Annotated in this window: 18 protein-coding genes; 7 read left to right on the forward strand and 11 right to left on the reverse strand. The window is 72.9% G+C overall.

Annotated features, from left to right (window positions below):
- Window positions 1-98 precede the first annotated feature (98 nt).
- From VT50_RS09365 to VT50_RS09380, 4 genes are all read right to left on the reverse strand, one after another.
- The gene (locus VT50_RS09365; RefSeq protein ID WP_046089580.1) at window positions 99-956 is read right to left on the reverse strand and encodes a glycoside hydrolase family 16 protein; all 858 of its coding nucleotides are present in this window, start codon (window positions 954-956) and stop codon (window positions 99-101) included.
- A 102-nt stretch (window positions 957-1,058) separates the two neighbouring features.
- Window positions 1,059-2,345 (reverse strand): ROK family protein, encoded by a 1,287-nt coding sequence (locus VT50_RS09370; RefSeq protein ID WP_046089579.1) that lies wholly within the window; start codon window positions 2,343-2,345, stop codon window positions 1,059-1,061.
- A 129-nt stretch (window positions 2,346-2,474) separates the two neighbouring features.
- Window positions 2,475-3,779 (reverse strand): ROK family transcriptional regulator, encoded by a 1,305-nt coding sequence (locus VT50_RS09375; protein ID WP_046089578.1) that lies wholly within the window; start codon window positions 3,777-3,779, stop codon window positions 2,475-2,477.
- A gap of 182 nt (window positions 3,780-3,961) precedes the next feature.
- Window positions 3,962-4,390, reverse strand: a complete 429-nt coding sequence (locus tag VT50_RS09380; protein ID WP_046089577.1) for an ankyrin repeat domain-containing protein — start codon at window positions 4,388-4,390, stop codon at window positions 3,962-3,964.
- 263 nt (window positions 4,391-4,653) lie between these two features.
- Between VT50_RS09380 and VT50_RS09385 the strand changes: the two genes are divergently transcribed.
- Window positions 4,654-4,848 (forward strand): hypothetical protein, encoded by a 195-nt coding sequence (locus VT50_RS09385; RefSeq protein ID WP_046089576.1) that lies wholly within the window; start codon window positions 4,654-4,656, stop codon window positions 4,846-4,848.
- Window position 4,849: 1 nt separating this feature from the next.
- Window positions 4,850-6,520: a P-loop NTPase family protein gene (locus VT50_RS09390; RefSeq protein ID WP_046089575.1), complete on the forward strand. Its 1,671-nt coding sequence runs from the start codon at window positions 4,850-4,852 to the stop codon at window positions 6,518-6,520.
- 115 nt (window positions 6,521-6,635) lie between these two features.
- Here the strand turns inward: VT50_RS09390 and VT50_RS09395 are convergent, their stop codons facing one another.
- Entirely contained in the window at window positions 6,636-8,159 is a 1,524-nt protein-coding gene (locus VT50_RS09395) for an SCO1417 family PLP biosynthesis transcription factor (protein WP_046089574.1), read from the reverse strand.
- Window positions 8,160-8,354: 195 nt separating this feature from the next.
- On the opposite strand from VT50_RS09395, the gene yczE reads away from it, so the two are divergent.
- Window positions 8,355-9,008, forward strand: coding sequence for a membrane protein YczE (gene yczE / locus VT50_RS09400; protein ID WP_046089573.1), 654 nt, complete (start codon window positions 8,355-8,357; stop codon window positions 9,006-9,008).
- 256 nt (window positions 9,009-9,264) lie between these two features.
- Window positions 9,265-9,639: an RNA polymerase-binding protein RbpA gene (locus VT50_RS09405; RefSeq protein ID WP_014056358.1), complete on the forward strand. Its 375-nt coding sequence runs from the start codon at window positions 9,265-9,267 to the stop codon at window positions 9,637-9,639.
- A gap of 155 nt (window positions 9,640-9,794) precedes the next feature.
- On the opposite strand, the gene fxsA is transcribed toward VT50_RS09405, so the two are convergent.
- Window positions 9,795-10,397, reverse strand: a complete 603-nt coding sequence (gene fxsA, locus VT50_RS09410; protein ID WP_046089572.1) for an FxsA family membrane protein — start codon at window positions 10,395-10,397, stop codon at window positions 9,795-9,797.
- A 231-nt stretch (window positions 10,398-10,628) separates the two neighbouring features.
- Between fxsA and VT50_RS39555 the strand changes: the two genes are divergently transcribed.
- Complete coding sequence (locus VT50_RS39555) at window positions 10,629-10,793, forward strand: hypothetical protein (RefSeq protein ID WP_167396591.1); 165 nt, start codon at window positions 10,629-10,631, stop codon at window positions 10,791-10,793.
- Complete coding sequence (locus VT50_RS09415; protein ID WP_240529101.1) at window positions 10,790-11,323, forward strand: MrpF/PhaF family protein; 534 nt, start codon at window positions 10,790-10,792, stop codon at window positions 11,321-11,323. The genes VT50_RS39555 and VT50_RS09415 overlap by 4 nt, the downstream gene beginning before the upstream one ends.
- Before the next feature lie 575 nt (window positions 11,324-11,898).
- On the opposite strand, the gene VT50_RS09425 is transcribed toward VT50_RS09415, so the two are convergent.
- The 5 genes from VT50_RS09425 to VT50_RS09445 form a co-directional block, all read right to left on the reverse strand.
- Window positions 11,899-12,087 (reverse strand): Rho termination factor N-terminal domain-containing protein, encoded by a 189-nt coding sequence (locus VT50_RS09425; RefSeq protein ID WP_046089571.1) that lies wholly within the window; start codon window positions 12,085-12,087, stop codon window positions 11,899-11,901.
- Between the two features lie 106 nt (window positions 12,088-12,193).
- Entirely contained in the window at window positions 12,194-13,051 is an 858-nt protein-coding gene (locus VT50_RS09430; protein ID WP_240529105.1) for a polyprenol monophosphomannose synthase, read from the reverse strand.
- A gap of 158 nt (window positions 13,052-13,209) precedes the next feature.
- Entirely contained in the window at window positions 13,210-15,135 is a 1,926-nt protein-coding gene (gene lnt / locus VT50_RS09435) for an apolipoprotein N-acyltransferase (protein ID WP_046089570.1), read from the reverse strand.
- Window positions 15,136-15,712: 577 nt separating this feature from the next.
- On the reverse strand, window positions 15,713-17,356 hold the full coding sequence (locus tag VT50_RS09440; protein WP_046089569.1) for an amidohydrolase: 1,644 nt from the start codon (window positions 17,354-17,356) through the stop codon (window positions 15,713-15,715).
- A gap of 79 nt (window positions 17,357-17,435) precedes the next feature.
- Window positions 17,436-17,876 carry an Lrp/AsnC family transcriptional regulator gene (locus tag VT50_RS09445; RefSeq protein WP_046089568.1) on the reverse strand — a complete coding sequence of 147 codons (441 nt, stop codon included), beginning with the start codon at window positions 17,874-17,876 and terminating at the stop codon, window positions 17,436-17,438.
- Between the two features lie 218 nt (window positions 17,877-18,094).
- On the opposite strand from VT50_RS09445, the gene VT50_RS09450 reads away from it, so the two are divergent.
- Window positions 18,095-18,460, forward strand: a complete 366-nt coding sequence (locus VT50_RS09450; protein ID WP_046089567.1) for a hypothetical protein — start codon at window positions 18,095-18,097, stop codon at window positions 18,458-18,460.
- Window positions 18,461-18,498 lie beyond the last annotated feature (38 nt).

An 18,498-nucleotide genomic window follows, 5' to 3' on the forward strand; every position in this document is an offset into this window, starting at 1 on the left:
GTGGAAGCCCTCGTCGTGGTGGTCTCGGAGGCGGTCCGCCCCTGCTGATGACACCGGCGAGGACACCGCTCCGCGGGCTTCCGCATCGGCCGCGGGCGTCAGCTGCCGCCCGTCACCTTGACGTAGTCGACGACCAGCTGCTGCGGGAAGGAGGTGCTGCCATCCGGGTCGCCGGGCCAGTAACCGCCGACGGCCAGGTTGAGGATGATGTAGAAGGGGTGGTCGAAGACCCAGCGGTTGCCGTTGAGGTCCGAGGGCGTGCGGGTCTGGTAGACGTTGCCGTCGACGGACCAGGTGATCTTGTTGGGCGACCAGTCGATGGCGAAGGTGTGGAAGTCATCGGAGAACTTGGCGCCGTTGGGCAGGGTGTACCCGGCGCCGATGCCGCCCTCGCCGGAGTAGCCGGGCCCGTGGAGGGTGCCGTGGACGGTGCTGGGCTCGAAGCCCACGTTCTCCATGATGTCTATCTCGCCGCAGTTGGGCCAGCCCGCGCTGCCGATGTCATCGCCGAGCATCCAGAAGGCGGGCCACATGCCCTGGCCCTGCGGCACCTTCATCCGGGCCTCGACATGGCCGGAGGCGGTGGTGAACTTCTGGGAGGTGTTCAGGCGGGCCGAGGTGTACTCACACTGGCCGTACCAGCAGTTGTAGTTGGCGGGGTTCTCCTTGCGCGCGGTGATGACGAGGTTGCCGTTGCCGTCCAGCGCCGCGTTCTTGTTGCCGTCGGTGTAGTACTGCCGCTCGTGGTTGTTGACGTTGTCGCCGGTCTCCAGGCCCCACTTGGAGCCGTCGACCGCGCTGCCCGCCGCGCCGTCGAAGTTGTCGGTGAATTCGGCGGCGGCCTTCTTCTGGGGGGCGTCCGTGGTGGCCGTGGCCGGAGCGGTGAGCCAGGGAGTGGCGGCGAGCGCGGTCGCGGAGAGCAGACCGATCATCGTGTTGCGCAGCGTACTTCTCATGGAACGGTGGTGCCTTCCTGTGTGGGGGATGGGACCGGTGGGTGCCGGTCCGGTGGGGGGGAAGGTAGGTGTCCGGCGGTTGGGGGCCGGGGTCGACGGGCGCTATGGCACGGACATGCGGGTGGTGGGAGCCGCGCGCGTCAGCGCTCTTCGCGGGGTGGTGGCGGGGCGGTGCGCGCCGTCGGTCAGGAAGTGGCGCAGGGGCAGGGCGGCGGCGCCGAGCGCCACGGCGTGGGGGCCGAGCCCGCAGAGCTCGATGTCGGTCTGCGCGTACGGTCTGCGCAGCGCCTGCGCGGCGATCGTCTCGCGGATCCGCGGCAGCATGCGGGCGCCGAACATCAGCCCGGCCCAGCCGCCGAGGATGATCCGCTGGGGGTTGAAGAGGTTGACGAGATTGGCGATTCCGGCGCCCAAGTACACCGCCGCCTCCTCCAGGACACGCTGCGCGGCGGACGAGGTGTCGGCCGCCGCGAGCAGCACGGCGAACGCGGACTCCCGGTCGGCGCCGGGGGTGAAGCGGCCACGCCGGGCCTGGCGGTAACGCTCCAGGACCGCGTCGGCGCCGATGTACGCCTCCAGGCAGCCGCGGGCGCCGCACCGGCAGCTGCGGCCACCGGCCTGGACGGTGGTGTGGCCCCATTGGCCCGCGCTGTCGGTGGCGCCCCGGTAGGGGGAGCCATGGGTGATGACGCTCGCGGAGACACCGGAGCCGATGAGCGCGACGACAGCGTGCTGGAGGCCGCGTCCGGCGCCGAACCACATCTCGGCCCGGCCCAGGGCCTCCGCGCCGTTGTCGATGTGCAGGGGCAGTGCGGTGCCGGTGCGCAGCAGCCGCTCCAGGGGGGCGCCGTCCCAGCCGGTGGCCGAAACGCCGACACCGACGCCGAGGATGTGCCCGTGGGGGATTCCGGCTTCCTCGACGACGGCGTCCAGGAAGGTCAGGATGTGGCGGGCGGCGGTCTCAGCGCCGTGCTCGGGGGGAGGCCCGGCGGGTAACGGGTGGACGGCTCCGGCGCGTTGGGTGAGGGCGAGGTCGAACAGCCCGACGCGGACGCGGGTATCGGCGACCTCCACGCCGATGACGTAGCGGTGCTCGGAGGCCAGCCGCAGCCGGGGCGGTTGCGCGTCCGTGACGAGGTCGTGGGCGACGGCGTGTTGGGCGACCAGGTCTCCGGCGACGGGCTCTTCCTTGACGACGCCCTCGGCGATCAGTTCGTCGATGACCGCGCTCGCGGTGGTGGCGCCGACCCCCGTACGGCGGACGAGCTCCTGGCGGCTGAGCGGGGCGTGCAGATACAGCGTCCACAGCAGCGAGGAGCGGCTGCCGCGCCGTGGATCGCGCACGGTGGTGCGCAGCGAGGGCTGGGCTGTCCGGGCCTTGGCCGTCATCGGTCACCTCCGGGGAGACACAATGTCCAGCCCTGTTCGATGCATGTCAATAGGTCTGGACCTGCTTGCGTCAAAGAATTTGAGACGGGGTCCGACCCAACTCCCCCTGAACCGACAGAAGTCGAACCCTCAGCGCGCCCCGCCGGTGGCGAGGAAGTGCGCCAGCGGAAGCGTGGCAGCGCCCAGCGCCACGGCATCGGGCCCCAGTTCGGCCAGCCCGATCTCGGTCTGGGCGTACGGCCTGCACAGCGCGTAGGAGGCGGTGGCGGCCCGGATCCTGGGGAGGACCCGGCCGCCGAGGAGCAGTCCGGCCCAGCCGCCGAGGATGATCCGCTCGGGGTTGAAGAGGTTGATCAGGTCGGCGATGCCCGCGCCGAGGTAGGCGGCGGTCTCCTCCAGCACCTCGCGCGCCCTGGCCTCGCTCCCGGCGGCCCCCACGATCGCGGCGAAGGCGGCCTGCTGGTCCTCCCCGCCACCGTCCGCGTCGCCCGCACCACTCTCGCCCGCACCGCTCCCGACGGCTCCGTCCGAGCCGCCCGTACCGCCAGCGCCCGCACCGTCCGCACCGCCCTTAGCGGCTCCGCGCGCCCCGTGCCCGTAGCGTTCGAGCACCGCCTGTGCCCCGACGTACGCCTCCAGACAGCCGACCGCACCGCATCGGCAGGTGCGCCCGCCGACCTGGACGACCGTGTGCCCCCACTCCCCCGCGCTGCTGGTCGCGCCCCGGTACGGCACCCCGGCGGTCACGATGGCCGCGCCGACGCCGGAGCCGATCAGCGCGATCACCGCGTTGTCCGCGCCGCGGCCCGCCCCGAACCACATCTCGGCCTGCCCCTGCGCGGTGGCGCCGTTGTCGATGAACAGCGGCAGTTCGGTGCCGCTGCGGAGCAGCCGCTCCAGGGGCACCGCGTCCCGCCCGGCGGTCGGGCCGTGGACCAGGATCTCCTCCCCCTGTTCGACGACGCCGGGGACGCCGACCCCGACGCCGATGACCGCCTCGGGCGCGGCACCGCTCTTGTCGACGACGGCGTCGAGGCCGGTCAGGATGTGGCCGACGACCGGCTCCGGATCCCGCTCCAGCCCTCCGGGCGTCAGCGGATGCTCCCACCGGGCCAGTTCGGTCAGCGCGAGGTCGAACAGCTCCACGCGGACGTGGGTCTCGCCGACGTCGACCCCGATGAGATGGCCGCCGCCCGGTCTGACCCGCAGCAGCGTGCGGGGGCGGCCGCCGTCGGACTCGACGGACCCGGCCTCCTCGACCAGTTCGTCGGCGAGCAGTTCGCCGACGACATTGCTGACCGAACCGGAGCTGAGCCCGGTGAGCGTCCCCAGCTCCTGACGGCTCACCGGGCCCCGGAAGTACAGCTGGCGCAGCAGCGTCGAGCGGTTGCCGCGCCGCAGGTCGCGGACGGTCCGTCGGTTCATCTGACCCATCGGGCTCCTTCCCCCTGCCCGAACCTACCGGACGCGGCCACTCTTGACGCCGACTGGTTTCATCGCTTAACTCACGGTCTGAATGAAGTCTCGCGCTTCACTTTTTGAACGGTCAAGGGCGGGTTGGCGGTCAACGCCCCGCGTCCGGGCCGACGGTCAGTACTCCGTGCCCGGGGCGGCGGTCACTGCCCCGCGCCCGGGACGGCCTGGAACAGCGCGAGCAGATCCTCCCGCCCGAACATCCGCGCCGTCTCGACGGCCGAGGGCGATCCGGCGCGCGGATCGGCGCCCTTGGCCAACAGCACCCTCAGCACCTCCGCCTCGCCCTTGAACGCGGCCCCGGCGATGGGGGTCTGACCCCGCTCGTTCACCCGATTGGGGTCGGCGCCGCGCTCGAGCAGGGCCGACACCGTCGCGGGGTGGCCGTGGTAGGCCGCGAGCATGAGCAGGGAATCGCCCTTGTCGTTGGTGAGGTTGGCCGGGACGCCCGCGTCCACATAGGCGGCGAGCCTGTCGGTGTCGCCCTGCCTGGCCAGGTCGAAGACCTGGGCCGCCAGCTGGAGCACCTCCGGGTCGTGGGCGGGCTCGCTCTCGGGGTTCGATTCGGTCATGGCCTGTCGCCTCCGGCTTCGCTACCTGGGTAGGTGATCATCCACCCTCGGGCATGTGATCATCCACCCTAAGGACGGCGGCAGACCGACCCACCCGAGCGGGCGGACGCTCAGCCCCGGCGGGCGGACCCATACCGCCACGCCTCCATGGTGATGATTACACCGATAATCCACCCAATTGCACCTTTCGCCCGATGGATACATGCTGTGATCCTGGAACCACTCATGGTGACTGACCGTCCCCCATCAGCCAGGAGACCGTGATGATCCTGTCCATTTCCGGCGTCGTACTGCTCGGCATCATCGTCTTCGTCTTCTTCCGCAAGGACGGCCTGAAGGGGTCGCACGCGGTCATCTGTGCGCTCTTCGGCTTCTACCTCGCCTCCACCGCGATCGCCCCGAGCATCAAGGCGGGCGGCGCGAGCCTCGCCAGCCTCTTGGGTGGGATCAAGATCTGACGTGGGCCGGAGACCACTCCCCCGCCTCCGCCTCGGCGGCGCCACGGGCAGCCCGCTCGTCCCGTCCGGCCGCGGCCGGGCGTTCGCCCGCAGCACGGCCGACGGCGTAGCCGATGTGCTCCAGCCGCTGGTCGCGCTCTCGCGCGGGCTGCGCGTGCTCGCCGCCGCCGGGCGGCGCAGGTGGACGGAGCTGCCGGGCGACCGCCGCGGACCGGTGTTCACCCTCGTGGTCGCCTGCGGCTTCGTCGTCTTCCTGCTGCCGTACGGGCCGCTGGCGGCGGCGATCAGCCTGATCGGCGCGGCGGGCTGGGCCGGGCGGGCGCGCACCGGCGCCGCATCGGAACCGCCCGCCGACGGGACCGAGCGGCTGCGCACCCTCTACGAGGCGCTGGTGCCGTACTTCTCCGCCCCCGAGGACCCCAGCCCGCTCTACAGCCACGGCGGCGACTGGTCGGAGGCGTTCGACTCCTTCGCCTTCGACGAGAGCGGGCGGCTCACCCGGCTGCGCCTCCACTACCCCGCGTACTTCACCGACGGCGAGCCCGCGGCCCGCACCCGGATCGAGCAGCTGCTGTACGCGAAGTCGGGACGCGGCCGTGAATACCTCTTCGAGTGGGACGAGGAGGCCAACAGCCTCACCCTGACCGTGCTGCCCGCCCTGTCCACCGCGATCCACGCCCAGCGCTTCGTCACCGCGCCCGGTGAGACGGTGCTGGGCTTCACCGATCCGTCGTCGGTGCAGCGGACCCTGCCGGTGCTGGCGGGGCCGGAGACGTGCGAGGAGGACGAGGACGACGAGGACGACGAGGAAGACGAGGAAGACGAGGAGAGCACGCACGGCACGGGGACCATCGGGCTCAAGAAGGCGGCAGCGGACGGGCCGGAGACCCATGACGTACCGCCGGTGGTCTGGCGCACCGGCCCGCGCTCGACCGAACCGCATCTGCTCGCGCTCGGCCAGCCCGGAAGCGGCACCACGACCCTGCTGCGCTCCATCGCGCTGCAGGCGCTGCCCCATGGCGAGGTGCTGGTGGTGGACGGCGGCGGCACCGGTGAGTACGCGTGTCTGAGCGGACGTACGGGGGTGCTGGCCGTGGAGTGCGGACCGGCCGGGGTGCTGGCCACGCTGGAGTGGGCGGGCCATGAGACCGAGCGCCGGCTGATCGCCGCCAACCGCGCCCGCCAGCTGCGGCACCCACCGCCGGAGGACATCCGGCGCCCGCTGTGGATCCTGCTGGACCGGCCGTCGGTGATGAGCCATCTCGCGGCGGCCGACGGCCGCACCGATCCCCAGGAGCTGCTGGTCGTGCCGCTGCGGCACGGACGGGCGGCGAACGTACGGGTGGTGGTGGCCGATCAGCTGGACGCCGCGGAGTCGCTGAGCGACGCCGTACGGAGCCACACCCGGGCCCGGGTGGTGCTGGGCCCGGTCTCGTCCGAGCAGGTCGCGGCGGTCCTCGGGGCGCCGCCGCACACCACCCCGACGCCCGAGGTGCCCCCGGGCCGCGGCTATGCCCGCCTCGGCGCGGGCCCGGTGCACCGCCTCCAGGTCCCGGCCACGCCCGACCCGTACGACGAGGCGGCCGGGGAGGCCGAGCGGCAGGCGGTGCTCCGGCTGCTCCCGGCGCCGGACCCGGCGGCGCCCCCGGCCCCGGCGCCCGTCGGGGGCTAGCCAGCGGGGCCCGTGGCGGTACCGCAGCGCGGTACGGCGGGTCGGGCCAAGGCCACGGCCACACGTCACTGCCACGGCCGCCGCGGTGGCCACGGCCACAAGGCGGTACGGCGGGTCAGGCCACGTACGTCCGGGGCGCCTCCGCCTCAACCGTGGCGCCCGTGGCGACCAGGTCGGCGGCCGAGGCAAGCCGGGTGGCGGCCTTCTCGGCGACCGCTCCCCCGACCGTGAACGGCAGCCGTACGTACCCCTCGAACGCGCCGTCCACCCCGAAGCGTGGCCCCGACGGCACCCGGACCCCCAGCCGGGCGCCCGCCTCGGCGATGCGGGATCCGGAGAGGCCGCCGGTGCGGGCCCAGAGGGTGAGCCCGCCGTGCGGAACGGTGAACTCCCAGTCGGGCAGATGGCGCCTCAGGGCCTCGGCGAGCGCGTCCCGGTTGCCGCGCGCGAGCTCCCGGCGGATCTCGATGGCCTCCTCCCAGCCGCCCGTGTTCAGCAGCCAGGCGACGGCGAGCTGTTCGATGACGGGAGTGCCCAGATCCGCGTAGGCGCGGGCGGCGACCAGGCTGCGGATGACATCGGGTGCGGCGCGCACCCAGCCGATCCGCAGCCCCGCCCAGAAGGTCTTGCTCGCCGAGCCGACGGTGATCACGGTGCTGCCCGCCGGGTCGAAGGCGCAGACGGGCCGGGGCAGCTCCACCCCGTCGTCCAGCCGCAGCTCGGCCATGGTCTCGTCGGCGATCAGGACCGTTCCGGCGGAGCGGGCCGCGTCGACGAGCTGGCGCCGCTGGTCCTCGGTGGCGAGGGCGCCGGTGGGGTTGTGGAAGTCGGCGACGACGTAGGCCAGCCGGGGCGCGGCAGCGCTGAGCACCTGGCGCCAGGACGGGATGTCCCAGCCCGCGAGCCGGTCGGCCATGGCGACGGGGACGAGCCGGGCGCCCGCCTCGCGCAGCAACTGGAGGATGTTGGCGTAGCTGGGGGATTCGACGGCGACCCGTTCACCGGGCCGGACCATCAGTCGGCAGGCGGCGGCGACGGCCCCCATGGCGCCGGTGGTGACCATGATCTGCTCGGGCATGGTCGGTATGCCGCGGGCGGTGTAGCGGTCGGCGAGCGCCTGGCGCAGGGCTGGCAGCCCGGCGGGGTAGTCGCCGTGGGTGTGGGCGTAGGGCGGCAGTTCGTCCAGGGCGCCGCGCATGGCGCGGGTGAGCCAGGGCTCGGGGGCGGGCAGTGCGGCACAGCCGAGGTCGATCACGGAGGCCGCGGCCTCGGGCGGGAGCGGATCGAGCCCCCGGGTGGGCAGCGGGCTTCCGGCGGGCATGGCGGTCCAGCTCCCGGCGCCGCGCCGGGACTCCAGGAACCCCTCGCCGCGCAGCGCCTCGTAGGCGGCGGCCACGGTGGTGCGGCTGACCGCGAGCGCCGCGGCGAGCTCGCGCTCGGCGGGCAGCCGGGCGGCGACCGGAACCCGGCCCTCCAGGATGAGTAGCCGTACGCCGTCGGCGAGTGAGCGGTAGGCGGGGACGCGGCGGCCCCCGGTCAGTGAGGCCGCGGCCCCGGCGGCCACGCCGTCGCGGGTGTGCTGTGACCCGAGCAGCCGGGCCAGTTGGGGTGCTCCGACCGCGGACGTCCATGGACTCATCGAATGCGGTCCACCTTTCGGAGATTGGCCGTAGAACTGGACTGGTTCCGGGCCACAGAGTGACATGCCGCAGGCCACTCACACCAGGAGCACGCGTTGTCCGACCTACCGCGCCGCCGTCTTGCTGGCCGCACCCTTACGGGCCGCCGTCTTGCGGGCCGCCGTCTTGCGGGCCGCCTTGCGCGCCGTCCCCTTGTGGGCCGCCGCCTCCCGCGCCGCCTTGCCCAGCTCTATGTGGGGCTCGTGCTCTACGGCGTGTCCATGGGGCTCCAGTTGCGCGCCACGCTCGGTCTCGACCCGTGGGACGCCTTCCACCAGGGCGTCTCCGAGCACATCCCGCTGTCGATCGGCACGGTGACGGTCGTGGTCGGCGTCGCCGCGCTGCTGCTGTGGATCCCGCTGCGCCAGCGGCCGGGGCTCGGCACGGTGTCGAATGTGCTGGTGGTCGGGCCTGTGGTGGACGGCACACTATGGCTGACACCGGAGCCGGAGGCGCTGGCGGTGCGGATCCCGCTGCTGCTCTTCGCGATCGTGCTGTGCGGCGTGGCCACCGGGCTCTACATCGCGGCACGGTTCGGGCCCGGCCCGCGGGACGGGCTGATGACGGGGCTGCACCGGCGCACCGGATGGTCGATCCGGCTGGTGCGGACCGGGATCGAGCTGGCGGTGCTGGCCACCGGCTTCGCGCTGGGCGGCTCGGTCGGGGTGGGCACGGTGCTGTTCGCGCTGACCATCGGACCGCTGTCGCAGTTCTTCCTGCGTGTCTTCGCGGTTCCCGCACCCGCGGGGCCCGGCTCTGGAATCGTGGCGCGCGGCGGCGCCGAGGCGCAGGTTCGGGACCTGATTTAGGGCTGGGGCCGTCGGGGCGGTAGTGTACGCCCTTGGCCTACCAGGCGGACCGTTACTGCGCGCTAAAGCACCAGAAACGCTGGGTGACATCTGCTGCCAGATGTGACAAACCGGGCGCCGGTGGGTAGAACAACGGGGCGGCACGACGGGCGACGCATGTCCCAGTACGGGAATCTTCACCGCCGACCGGACGTTGACCGGATGACGACGACAGCGACACCTGTCCTGTGGGCGACAAGCCCGGGAGGCACGATTCATGAGTGAGCGAGCTCTTCGCGGCACGCGACTCGTGGTGACCAGCTACGAGACCGACCGCGGCATCGATCTGGCCCCGCGCCAGGCGGTGGAGTACGCATGCCAGAACGGCCATCGATTTGAGATGCCGTTCTCGGTAGAGGCGGAGATCCCGCCGGAGTGGGAGTGTAAGGCGTGCGGCGCCATGGCACTCCTTGTCGACGGCGACGGTCCAGAGGAGAAGAAGGGCAAGCCCGCGCGCACGCACTGGGACATGCTCATGGAGCGGCGTACCCGCGAGGAGCTGGAGGAAGTGCTGGCCGAGCGGCTGGCAGTGCTGCGCTCCGGTGCCATGAACATCGCCGTGCATCCGCGGGACACCCGCAAGTCTGCCTGAACCGAGCGGCAGCACTGCGGTAACAACTGAAGTTCCAGGGCCGGGGCCACTGCTGAGCAGTGGCCCCGGCCCTTGGTGTGCCCGCCGCGAGCCCTCGGTGTGGCCATCGCGCTGGCTGAGCCCCGCCTCAGCCCCGGTCGCGCGGGCCCGGCGGCTCAGCCCCGGTCGCGCGGGCGCAGGCCGGGGCCCGGCTCTCCGTCGCCGTCCCGGCCCCCCTCGTCCCCGTCCCGTATCACCTCGCCCTGGATGACCGTGCCCTGCTCCGGGCGCTCCCGCCCGTCCCGCCGCTCCCGCTGCTCACGGGCCTGGCGGAAGGGGTCGGACGGCGATCCGGGGACGAAGCCCATCCGGCGCGACAGCGCGCTCTCCGCGCGGCGCCGCAGCAGCGCCCGGGTCGGCGGGAACAGGCACACCAGCGCGGCCACGTCCGAGATCAGCCCCGGCACCATCAGCAGCAGCCCGCCGAGCATCGTGAAGGAGCTTCCCGGCCGCGCGGCGGGCTCCTCGGCGCCCTGCCGCATCGACCCGGCCAGGCTCTGCCACGCCCGGCGGCCACCGCGCTTGACCACGGCCCCGCCCACCAGCACGCCCGCGACCAGCAGCAGGAAGACGGTCAGCCCACCGGCGGCATCCGCCACCAGGGTCAGCAGCCAGATCTCCAGAACCAGCCAGGCGGCGATCCCCAGCGGTACGAAGGAGCGGGCGCGTGAGCGCTTCGGGCGGGTCGGGTCGCTCTGCTGCGGTGCGCCGGTCATCATGCCTCCAAGTGTGCCCGGGCCCGTGGCCGATGCGGAGCGCGGGTCGCACGGCCAAGGGGATCGCGGGGATCTCGTGGGATCTCATGGGTTCCAACGCGCGAGGGGCCCCAGAGGGTCCAGGAGTCCGGAAGAGATCGGAGGAGAACGGAGGAGAACGGGCGGAGTCCGCAGGAGTGAGCTCGAGGTATCGGCGGCGGCGGGCCGGGTACCCGCCGCCGACGGAGGTGTCGAATGACGGCTGTGCTGGAGGTCCTGGTGTGGTGGGCGGCGCTCACCGGGATCTGGCTGGTGCTGATCAGCTCCGTGGACCCGCTGGAGCTCCTGGTCGGGTCGGCCTCCGCGCTGGCCGCCGCCGCGCTCGCGCGCGCCGGGCGCCGGGCGGTAGCGGACCGGTGAGCACCTCCGACGGCTGGCTGGCGGCGGCGCTGGTGCCGCTGCTCGCGCTGGTACCGGTGCTGTGGCGGGTCGCCCGCGGCTCGCCCAAGGACCGGCTGATCGGCCAGAACCTCACCTCACTGCTGGCCGGTCTGGTGCTGCTGCTGGCCGCCCAGGGCTTCCACCGGACCTCGTACAACGATGTGGCGCTGGTGGTCAGCGTGCTCGGCCCCACCGGAACGCTGATCTACGCCCGCTTCCTCGACGTCCTGCCCGACTCCCGGCTGGTCCGCCGGACGGCGCTGGTCGGGGTGCCCGCCACGGTGCTTCCGCTGTGCGTGGCGAACGGTCCCGGCCGGGCCATGATGAGCACGAGTTGTTCGGCCGGGCCCGGGAGCTGCCGGAGGTCGGCGTGCTGTTCGCGGTGGGCGGGCTGGCCCTGTGCGGGCTGCCGCCGTTCGGCTCCGGGCTGGGCAAGGCCGCCGCGGAGGAGGCCGCGGGGCACACCACCGTATGGCTGCCCGCGCTCTACGTCCTGGTGTCGGCGGTGACCGGGGGCGCGGTGCTGCGCGCCGGGTTGCGGATCTTCGCCGGAGCGGGCCGACGGCCCAGGGACGAGCAGGAGAGCGGCCCGGAGACCACCGGCGAGGAGGAGCCGGAAACCGGCGGCCGCCTCGGGCGCATCCCGGTGCCGCTGCTGGCGGTGCCGACCGTGCTGCTGGGCGCGTCGCTGGCCCTCGGGGTGATCCCGGCCGTCGGGTCCGCGGTGGGCCGGGCCGGGGCACTGTTCACCGACACCGGCGGCTACCGGCGGACGGTCCTCGACGGACACGCCACGGCCGCCCCGGCGCATCCGCCACCGCACTGGCAGCTGACCGGGATCCTGCTCGGGCTGCTCTCCGCGGCCCTCGCCATCACCCTGGCCACACTGGCGGTGCGGCGGCCGGTCCACACCGGGACGGCCGCGCTACTCGCGCCCGTACGACGACTGCAGTCCGGGCACATCGGCGACTACGTCGCCTGGCTGGTCGCCGGGACGGCACTGCTCACGGTGCTGACCGTCCCGGGGGTCCGCTGAGCCGCCGGGACCGGGGGGCGCCCGGTCCCGTAGGCCAGCGGTCAGCGCTCAGCGGTGGCGCAGTGCCGAGATCAGCTGGCTCTTGGACATCTGGGATCTGCCCTCGATGCCCGCCTTCTGGGCCTCGCGGTACAGGTCCTCCTTGGTCCGCATCTCCATGCCGCCCGACTTGGCGCCTCCGCGGGCCGCCATGCGGCGCCCCGACGTCTTTCCGCTCTTGGCGGTCGCTTTAGCCATGTTCCGCCTCCTTCCGCCTCAAGTGTCCGGTACGGGGCGGAACATCGCCCGCGGGACTGCTCCGAGCGGGGAGCGCGGCCCAGGCGGCGGGGGTCGAAGGCCGCGCCTAGGACTCCTTGGGCTCCCTGGATTCCTCGGATGCCGTGGACTCCTTGGGCTCCTTGGGCTCCTTGGGCTCATTGGGCTCCGTGGACTCCGTCAGCTCCTTGGATTCTTTTGGCTCCTTGGAATCCTCAGACCCCTTGGGCTCCTTGCGGCCCAGCACCTTGTTGACCCGCGAGCCCACCCCCCAGGACATGACCCGCCAGGCCGCCTCCGTGACGATGTCGCGGCTCATCTTGCTCTCGCCGCGCTCGCGTTCGATGAAGGTGACCGGGACCTCGATGACGTGGAAGCCCGCCTTGATGGCCCGCCAGGCCAGGTCGATCTGGAAGCAGTAGCCCTGGGAGGCGACCTCGTCCATGCCGATGCCCTCGAGCGTCTCCTTGCGGAACGCCCGGTAGCCCGCCGTCATGTCCCGGATCGGGACGTCGAGGAGCAGACGGGAGTACGTGCTGCCGCCCCGGGAGATGAACTCGCGGGACTTGGGCCAGTTGACGATGCGGCCGCCGGGCACCCAGCGGGAGCCGATCACCAGATCCGCGCCCTTGAGCGCGGTGAGCAGCCGGGGCAGCTCCTCGGGCTGGTGGGAGCCGTCGGCGTCCATTTCCACCAGCACGCCGTAGCCGTGCTCGATGCCCCAGCGGAACCCCGCCAGATAGGCGGCGCCAAGGCCCTCCTTGCCCTTGCGGTGCAGGACCTTGACGTGGTCGTCCTCGGCAGCCAGCTCATCGGCGACCTTGCCCGTGCCATCCGGGCTGTTGTCGTCCGCGACGAGGATGTGCGCGTCCGGAACCGACTCCCGGACCCGCGCGACGATCAGCTTGATGTTCTCCGCCTCGTTGTAGGTCGGAATGATCACCAAGGTCGTGCCGAGCGGACCGTACTTCCGCCGGCCACCGTCGTCCTGGGTCTCGTTGCTACGGCGCGGCTCCTCGGCCTCGGCGCCGGCCTCCCCGGCCTTCGCGCTCGGCTCGTCGGCCTTGGTGCCGGGCCCCTCGGCCTCGCGTGCGTCGCTCACGGCTACTGCCCCTTCTCGTCCGTACGTCCCCGACGGCCGATCATGATCGCGGCCGCGCTGGACAGAACGCCCACCATAGCGAGCACCCACTCGGGGATCGCACCGACGCGGTCGGCCAGGGTCTTGCCGTCACGCAGTGGGATGCGCGCGGTAAGCACGTCCTGCGTGAATTCTTTCGTCCGCTGCTCGATCGTGCCATCCGGGGAGACCACGGCGCTGATCCCGCTGGTGGCCGCGGTGATCACCGGCCGACCGTGTTCGATCGCCCTCAGCCTGGACATGACCAGCTGCTGCTCGGGCTGGCCGCTGCGTCCATAGGTGGCGTTGTTGGTCTGGACGACGATCGCCCGGGCGCCCGCGTTGACCGTGTCGCGCACGATCTCGTCGTAGGCGACCTCGAAGCAGATCACATCGCCGAGCCGCGCCGGGCCGACGTTCAGCACACCGGTGTGGTCGCCGGGGTAGAAGTCGCGGGGCACCCGCTGCAGCCGGGTGATGACCTTGCTGAGCTCCTGGCGGAAGGGGACGTACTCGCCGAAGGGCACCGGGTGCTGCTTGGTGTACGAGGCGCCGGGGCCGCTCTTCGGGTCCCAGACGATGCCCTGGTTCTCCACATAGCCCTGTTTGGTCGGATGGTCGACCAGGGCGCCGACCAGTACCGGAACGCCGATCGACTTCACGGCCTCGTCGATCCGGGCGTATGCCTCCCGATACTGGAAGGGATCGAGGTCGGAGGCGTTTTCCGGCCAGATGACGAGATCGGGCTTGGCGATCCGGCCCGCCTTGATGTCCTTCGCCAGGTTCAGGGTCGCCTTCACATGGTTCTCGAGGATCATCATGGGGCGGCCCAGGAAGTCCATACCGGGCTGCTGCACATTGCCCTGGACGACCGCGATGTCGACCGACTTATCGGCGGCGGTGGGAATGGGCACCGTGAATCCGGAGGCGGTCACGGCGGCCGCGACGGCCACGGCCCCGGCGGCGGGCAGGGCGCGGCGCGGCGGGAAGCCCCCGGCCGCCCCGCGCAGCCGCCACAGGGCGAGCGCGGCATAGGCGAGCGCTCCACCCGTCAGGGCGACGCCGAAGGTGACCAGCGGGGCGCCGCCGAGCGCGGCCAGCGGGGTGTAGGGCGAGCCGGTGTTGGCGAAGGCCAGCCGCCCCCAGGGGAAGCCGCCGAAGGGCGCCCGGTCGCGGGCCCACTCCTCGGCGACCCACAGACAGGCCGTCCACAGCGGCCACAGGGCCGGTACGGGCAGCCGGGAGACCAGGGCCAGCCCCGCCCCCATCAGCGCGAGGAAGGCCGCCTCGATGACGGACAGGCCCACCACCGCGTCCCAGCCCACCACGCTGAGCCACTTCAGCAGCAGGAGGAAGAACGGCACCCCGAAGGCGAAGCCCGTCCAGGCGCCCTGGCGGGCGGTCCGGCCGCGGGTGAGCAGGGCCAGGGCGGCGACGGCCACCAGGGACAGCGGCCACACCCCGAACGGAGGGAAGGCGAGGCCGAGCACGAGCCCGCTGAGCACCGCGAGCGCGCTGCGCCGCGCCTCCCGCCGGGCGAGCAGACCGAGGCGGCGCAGCCGCCCGGGCCGCCGCTCCCCGGGGGACGGCTCGGAGGCGGTTACGGGGGCGGAGGCGGCACCGGGGGCGCTGGGGGCGACCCCGGACGTGGCAGACGCGCTACCGGACGCGGCAGTCCCAGGCGCGGCAGACCCGGTCGGGCCGGATTCGTCGCCCTCGACAGCATCACGACCCTCGACGGCGTCACCGCCCGCGACGGGATCACGACCCCCCACAGCGTCACCGCCCTCGGCGCCATCGGCGCCCTCCGTGGGCGGCGTGGCGGCGGAACCGGTCGTCCGCTGACCCGGTCGGTCTGCGTCCGGCCCGGTGGGGGCGGCTTCGGCGGTGGTGTCGGAACCCGATGGCACGGTGCGGCCTTCCTACAGGTCGTGCTGTGGTGAGGTGACCGTATAACGCGGGCCCGCGGAAGTGGTCCCGAGGTGCGGATTGTGACCTCGGGACAGAGAAACGCTTCGGCCATGGCGGGGGTTCCCCGCCCGGCGGCGGCCCCGCCCCCGCGTCGGGGGGCGGTCCGCCGGTGTGCGCGTGCGGAGTGGGGGCCCGACGCCCTTCGGGCCGACCTGGGACCCGCTGGCTGCGGATCGACCGAGAGCCGTTGTCTACTGAGCGTCCGGGCCCCTCCCGGGTCGCACCTGCCGACCCGGCGATCCCTCCCTCGCCCCCGTGCACTGGACCTGGCTCCCAGTGGTGGCGCGCCCCGATGGCGCGTCTCCCTCTGGCCCAGCGGCGTTCGACGACTGCGTGAAGATTCCCCGGTCGGGCGTCCTGTGGTGGACGAGGCCGAACCTACCGGCCACCAACCGCACCCTGTCAACAGCCACATGACCTGCGCCGTTTCCTCAAATGACCAGGTCAGTACGGACGGTGTTCAGATGCCACGACAGGCCGGGGGCTCATCGTTCGGCGGTACGGGGCGCCCGCACGTCACTCGTCCGGCCGGTGGTGGACGGTGCGTCCGCCCACCACCGTGCGCACGCAGACGGGCAGTTGGCCGCCGGGGGTGAGGTCGGGCAGCCCGGGAGTGCCGGACCGGGGGTCGGTGGACCATCCGGCGACCCGCGTGTCGGGCACCTGCACGACGAGCTCACCGGCCCGCCAGATCGCGTAGTCGGCGGGCGCGCCGGGCGCCAGAACGCCCGCGTCGTCCCGTCCGATGGCCCGCCAGCCGCCGCGGGTGTGGGCGGTGAAGGCGGCGCGGACCGAGATCCGGTGCTCCGGGGTGCGGTGGAAGGCGGCGGCGCGCACGGTGCCCCAGGGGTCGAGCGGGGTGACGGGGCTGTCGGAGCCGAGCGCCAGCGGCACTCCGGCGCGCAGCAGCGCCGCATAGGGGTTGAGGGTGCGGGCCCGCTCGGGGCCGAGCCGCTGGGCGTACATGCCGTCCTCGCCGCCCCACAGGGCGTCGAAGGCGGGCTGGACGGAGGCGGTGAGGCCGAGGTCGGCGAAGGCCGCGACGGTCTCGGGGGTGAACATCTCGGCGTGTTCGACGCGGTGCCGGGCGGCGCGGACCCGGGCGAGTCCGACCGTGTCGGCGGCGGCCCGTACGCCCTCGACGACGGCCGTGACGGCGGCGTCGCCGATGGCGTGGAATCCGGCCTGGATCCCGGCCTCGGTGCAGGCGGTGACATGGGCGGCGACGGCCGCCGCGTCCAGGTAGGCGGTGCCGGTGTGCGGCGTGTCGGCGTAGGGCTGGTGGAGACACGCCGTGTGTGAACCGAGCGCCCCGTCGACGAAGAGGTCGCCCGCCGCGCCGATGGCGCCGAGTTCGCGCACCTTGTCCAGGTCGGATGCGCCGCTCGCGGCCTCGGCCCAGTAGCCGTACACCCGCGGCCCGGACTCCCCGGCGGCGAGCTTCAGCAGCCCGGTGAGGTCGTCCTCGGAGGAGATGTCGGGCCCGGCGCATTCGTGGACGGTGCCGATGCCGAGCGCGGCGGCGCGGGCGAGGGCGGCCCGCTGGGCGTCGGTGCGCTGCCGCTCGGTGATGACCGCGTGGGCGGCGGCGCGTACGGCGTGGTGGGCGGCGCCGGTCAGCGGCGTGTCGTGGTGGTACCCGGCCAGGTCCGACACGCCGGGGACGAGGTCCAGGAGCGCGGTGGTGACGACGGCGGAGTGCACATCGATACGGGTGAGATAGAGGGGGCGGCCGCCGGTCGCCTGATCGAGTTCGGCCCGGGAGGGCGGCCGCCCCTCGGGCCAGCGGGCGGCGTCCCAGCCGTGGCCGAGCAGCACCCGGTCGGCGGGGTGGGCGGCGGTGTGGGCGCGCACCCGCTCCAGCGCGTCGGCGAGCGTACGGGCGCCGGTGAGATCGAGTCCGGTGAGGGCGAGCCCGGTCGCGGTGGTGTGCACATGCGCATCGGTGAAGGCGGGCGTCACCAGTGCCCCGTCCAGCTGGATGACCTCGTCCACGCCGTCCGCGAAGCCGTCCGCGGCCCCTTCGGAGCCGACCCAGGCGATGGTGCCGCGTTCGATGACCATCGCGGTCGCGAACGGATCGGCGGGGCTGTGGACCTCGCCTCCGCGCAGTAGGACGGTACGGCCTTCGGTGGCCTGGGCGGGGGTGGGGTGGTTCACGGCGGGCTGCCTCGATGGGGGTATGGGATGAGGGGGCGTCGGAAGGGCGGGCCGGAAGGGGCGGGTGCCGGAAGGGCGTTCAGACGCGCGGCGGGCGTGCCTCGTAGGGCGTGGAGAGGACCACGGTGGTGCGGGTGGAGACACCCGCCAGCGAGCGGATCCTGCTGAGCAGGTGCTCCAGTTCCAGCGGGGCCGCGACGCGCACCTTGAGGATGTAGTTCTCGTCTCCCGCAACGCTGTGGCACGCCTCGATCTCGGGCACCTCGGCAAGCCGCTCGGAGATGTCGTCGGGCGCGCTGGGGTCGAAGGGTTTGACCGAGATGAACGCGGTGAGGGGGAGCCCGACGGCCTCGGGGTCCACGACGGCGGCATAGCCGCGGATCACGCCCCGCTGCTCAAGACGGCGAACCCGCTGGTGCACGGCCGATGTGGACAGGCCGGTGGCCTTGCCCAGGTCCGTATAGCTCATCCGGCCGTCCTTGACGAGCAGCTCCACGATCTGTCTGTCCAACTCCTCCACAGCCGATCACCTTATGTGGTCGGGAGGGCTCCGGCACAGCGGGTGGGCACAGCGGACATAGACACCGCTACGCAGCACCTGCACCGGGCATGTGACGAACGCCACATGTCCTCGTGGGTGTCCTATGAGATGCGGCGATTACCTATGCGGCCGCGAGGGAAATGCTTGCTGTGGTCGAGGCCGACGCGCCTGGCCAGCCCACCCGAGGGGGAAATTCAATGCCTCATCTCGAGCGCCTTGACGCAGGCGACATCGATACCGACGCGACCCATGACACCTACGAGATGTTCCGGGTGATCTGCCCGGACTGCGCGCGCCCCATCGCGCTCCTCGCCGACGAGGACGTCCTTCCCGAGCACGCGCTGTGCTCGTCCCCGTGGGACCCGTTCGGGCTCACGGTCTGCGCCGGCACCGGCCGCCGGGTGGCCGAGGCCGCGCCCGCCGACGCGTCGCTGGACGCGTACGAGCGGGACGCCGCGCTGCTGCTGACGCTTCCGGCGGGCCTGGACTGGCGGACACAGCCGTTCTCCCACCTGGGCGGCCCCGGCTCCCGGCCGGTGCGGTTCCCGGTGACGCGGGGGTAGAGAGACGGCGGGGGCGCCTGCCGCGCCCCCAAACCGAC

This window comes from Streptomyces antioxidans, from assembly GCF_000968685.2.
In the GTDB taxonomy this organism is placed as follows: Bacteria; Actinomycetota; Actinomycetes; order Streptomycetales; family Streptomycetaceae; genus Streptomyces; species Streptomyces antioxidans.

Bases quoted from the DNA above. Each gene is read 5' to 3' on its own strand.
- VT50_RS09365 (WP_046089580.1), bottom strand. From the start codon at position 956: ATGAGAAGTACGCTGCGCAACACGATGATCGGTCTGCTCTCCGCGACC.
- VT50_RS09370 (WP_046089579.1), bottom strand. From the start codon at position 2,345: ATGACGGCCAAGGCCCGGACAGCCCAGCCCTCGCTGCGCACCACCGTG.
- VT50_RS09375 (WP_046089578.1), bottom strand. From the start codon at position 3,779: ATGGGTCAGATGAACCGACGGACCGTCCGCGACCTGCGGCGCGGCAAC.
- VT50_RS09380 (WP_046089577.1), bottom strand. From the start codon at position 4,390: ATGACCGAATCGAACCCCGAGAGCGAGCCCGCCCACGACCCGGAGGTG.
- VT50_RS09385 (WP_046089576.1), top strand. From the start codon at position 4,654: ATGATCCTGTCCATTTCCGGCGTCGTACTGCTCGGCATCATCGTCTTC.
- VT50_RS09395 (WP_046089574.1), bottom strand. From the start codon at position 8,159: ATGAGTCCATGGACGTCCGCGGTCGGAGCACCCCAACTGGCCCGGCTG.
- VT50_RS09405 (WP_014056358.1), top strand. From the start codon at position 9,265: ATGAGTGAGCGAGCTCTTCGCGGCACGCGACTCGTGGTGACCAGCTAC.
- fxsA (WP_046089572.1), bottom strand. From the start codon at position 10,397: ATGATGACCGGCGCACCGCAGCAGAGCGACCCGACCCGCCCGAAGCGC.
- VT50_RS39555 (WP_167396591.1), top strand. From the start codon at position 10,629: ATGACGGCTGTGCTGGAGGTCCTGGTGTGGTGGGCGGCGCTCACCGGG.
- VT50_RS09425 (WP_046089571.1), bottom strand. From the start codon at position 12,087: ATGGCTAAAGCGACCGCCAAGAGCGGAAAGACGTCGGGGCGCCGCATG.
- VT50_RS09450 (WP_046089567.1), top strand. From the start codon at position 18,095: ATGCCTCATCTCGAGCGCCTTGACGCAGGCGACATCGATACCGACGCG.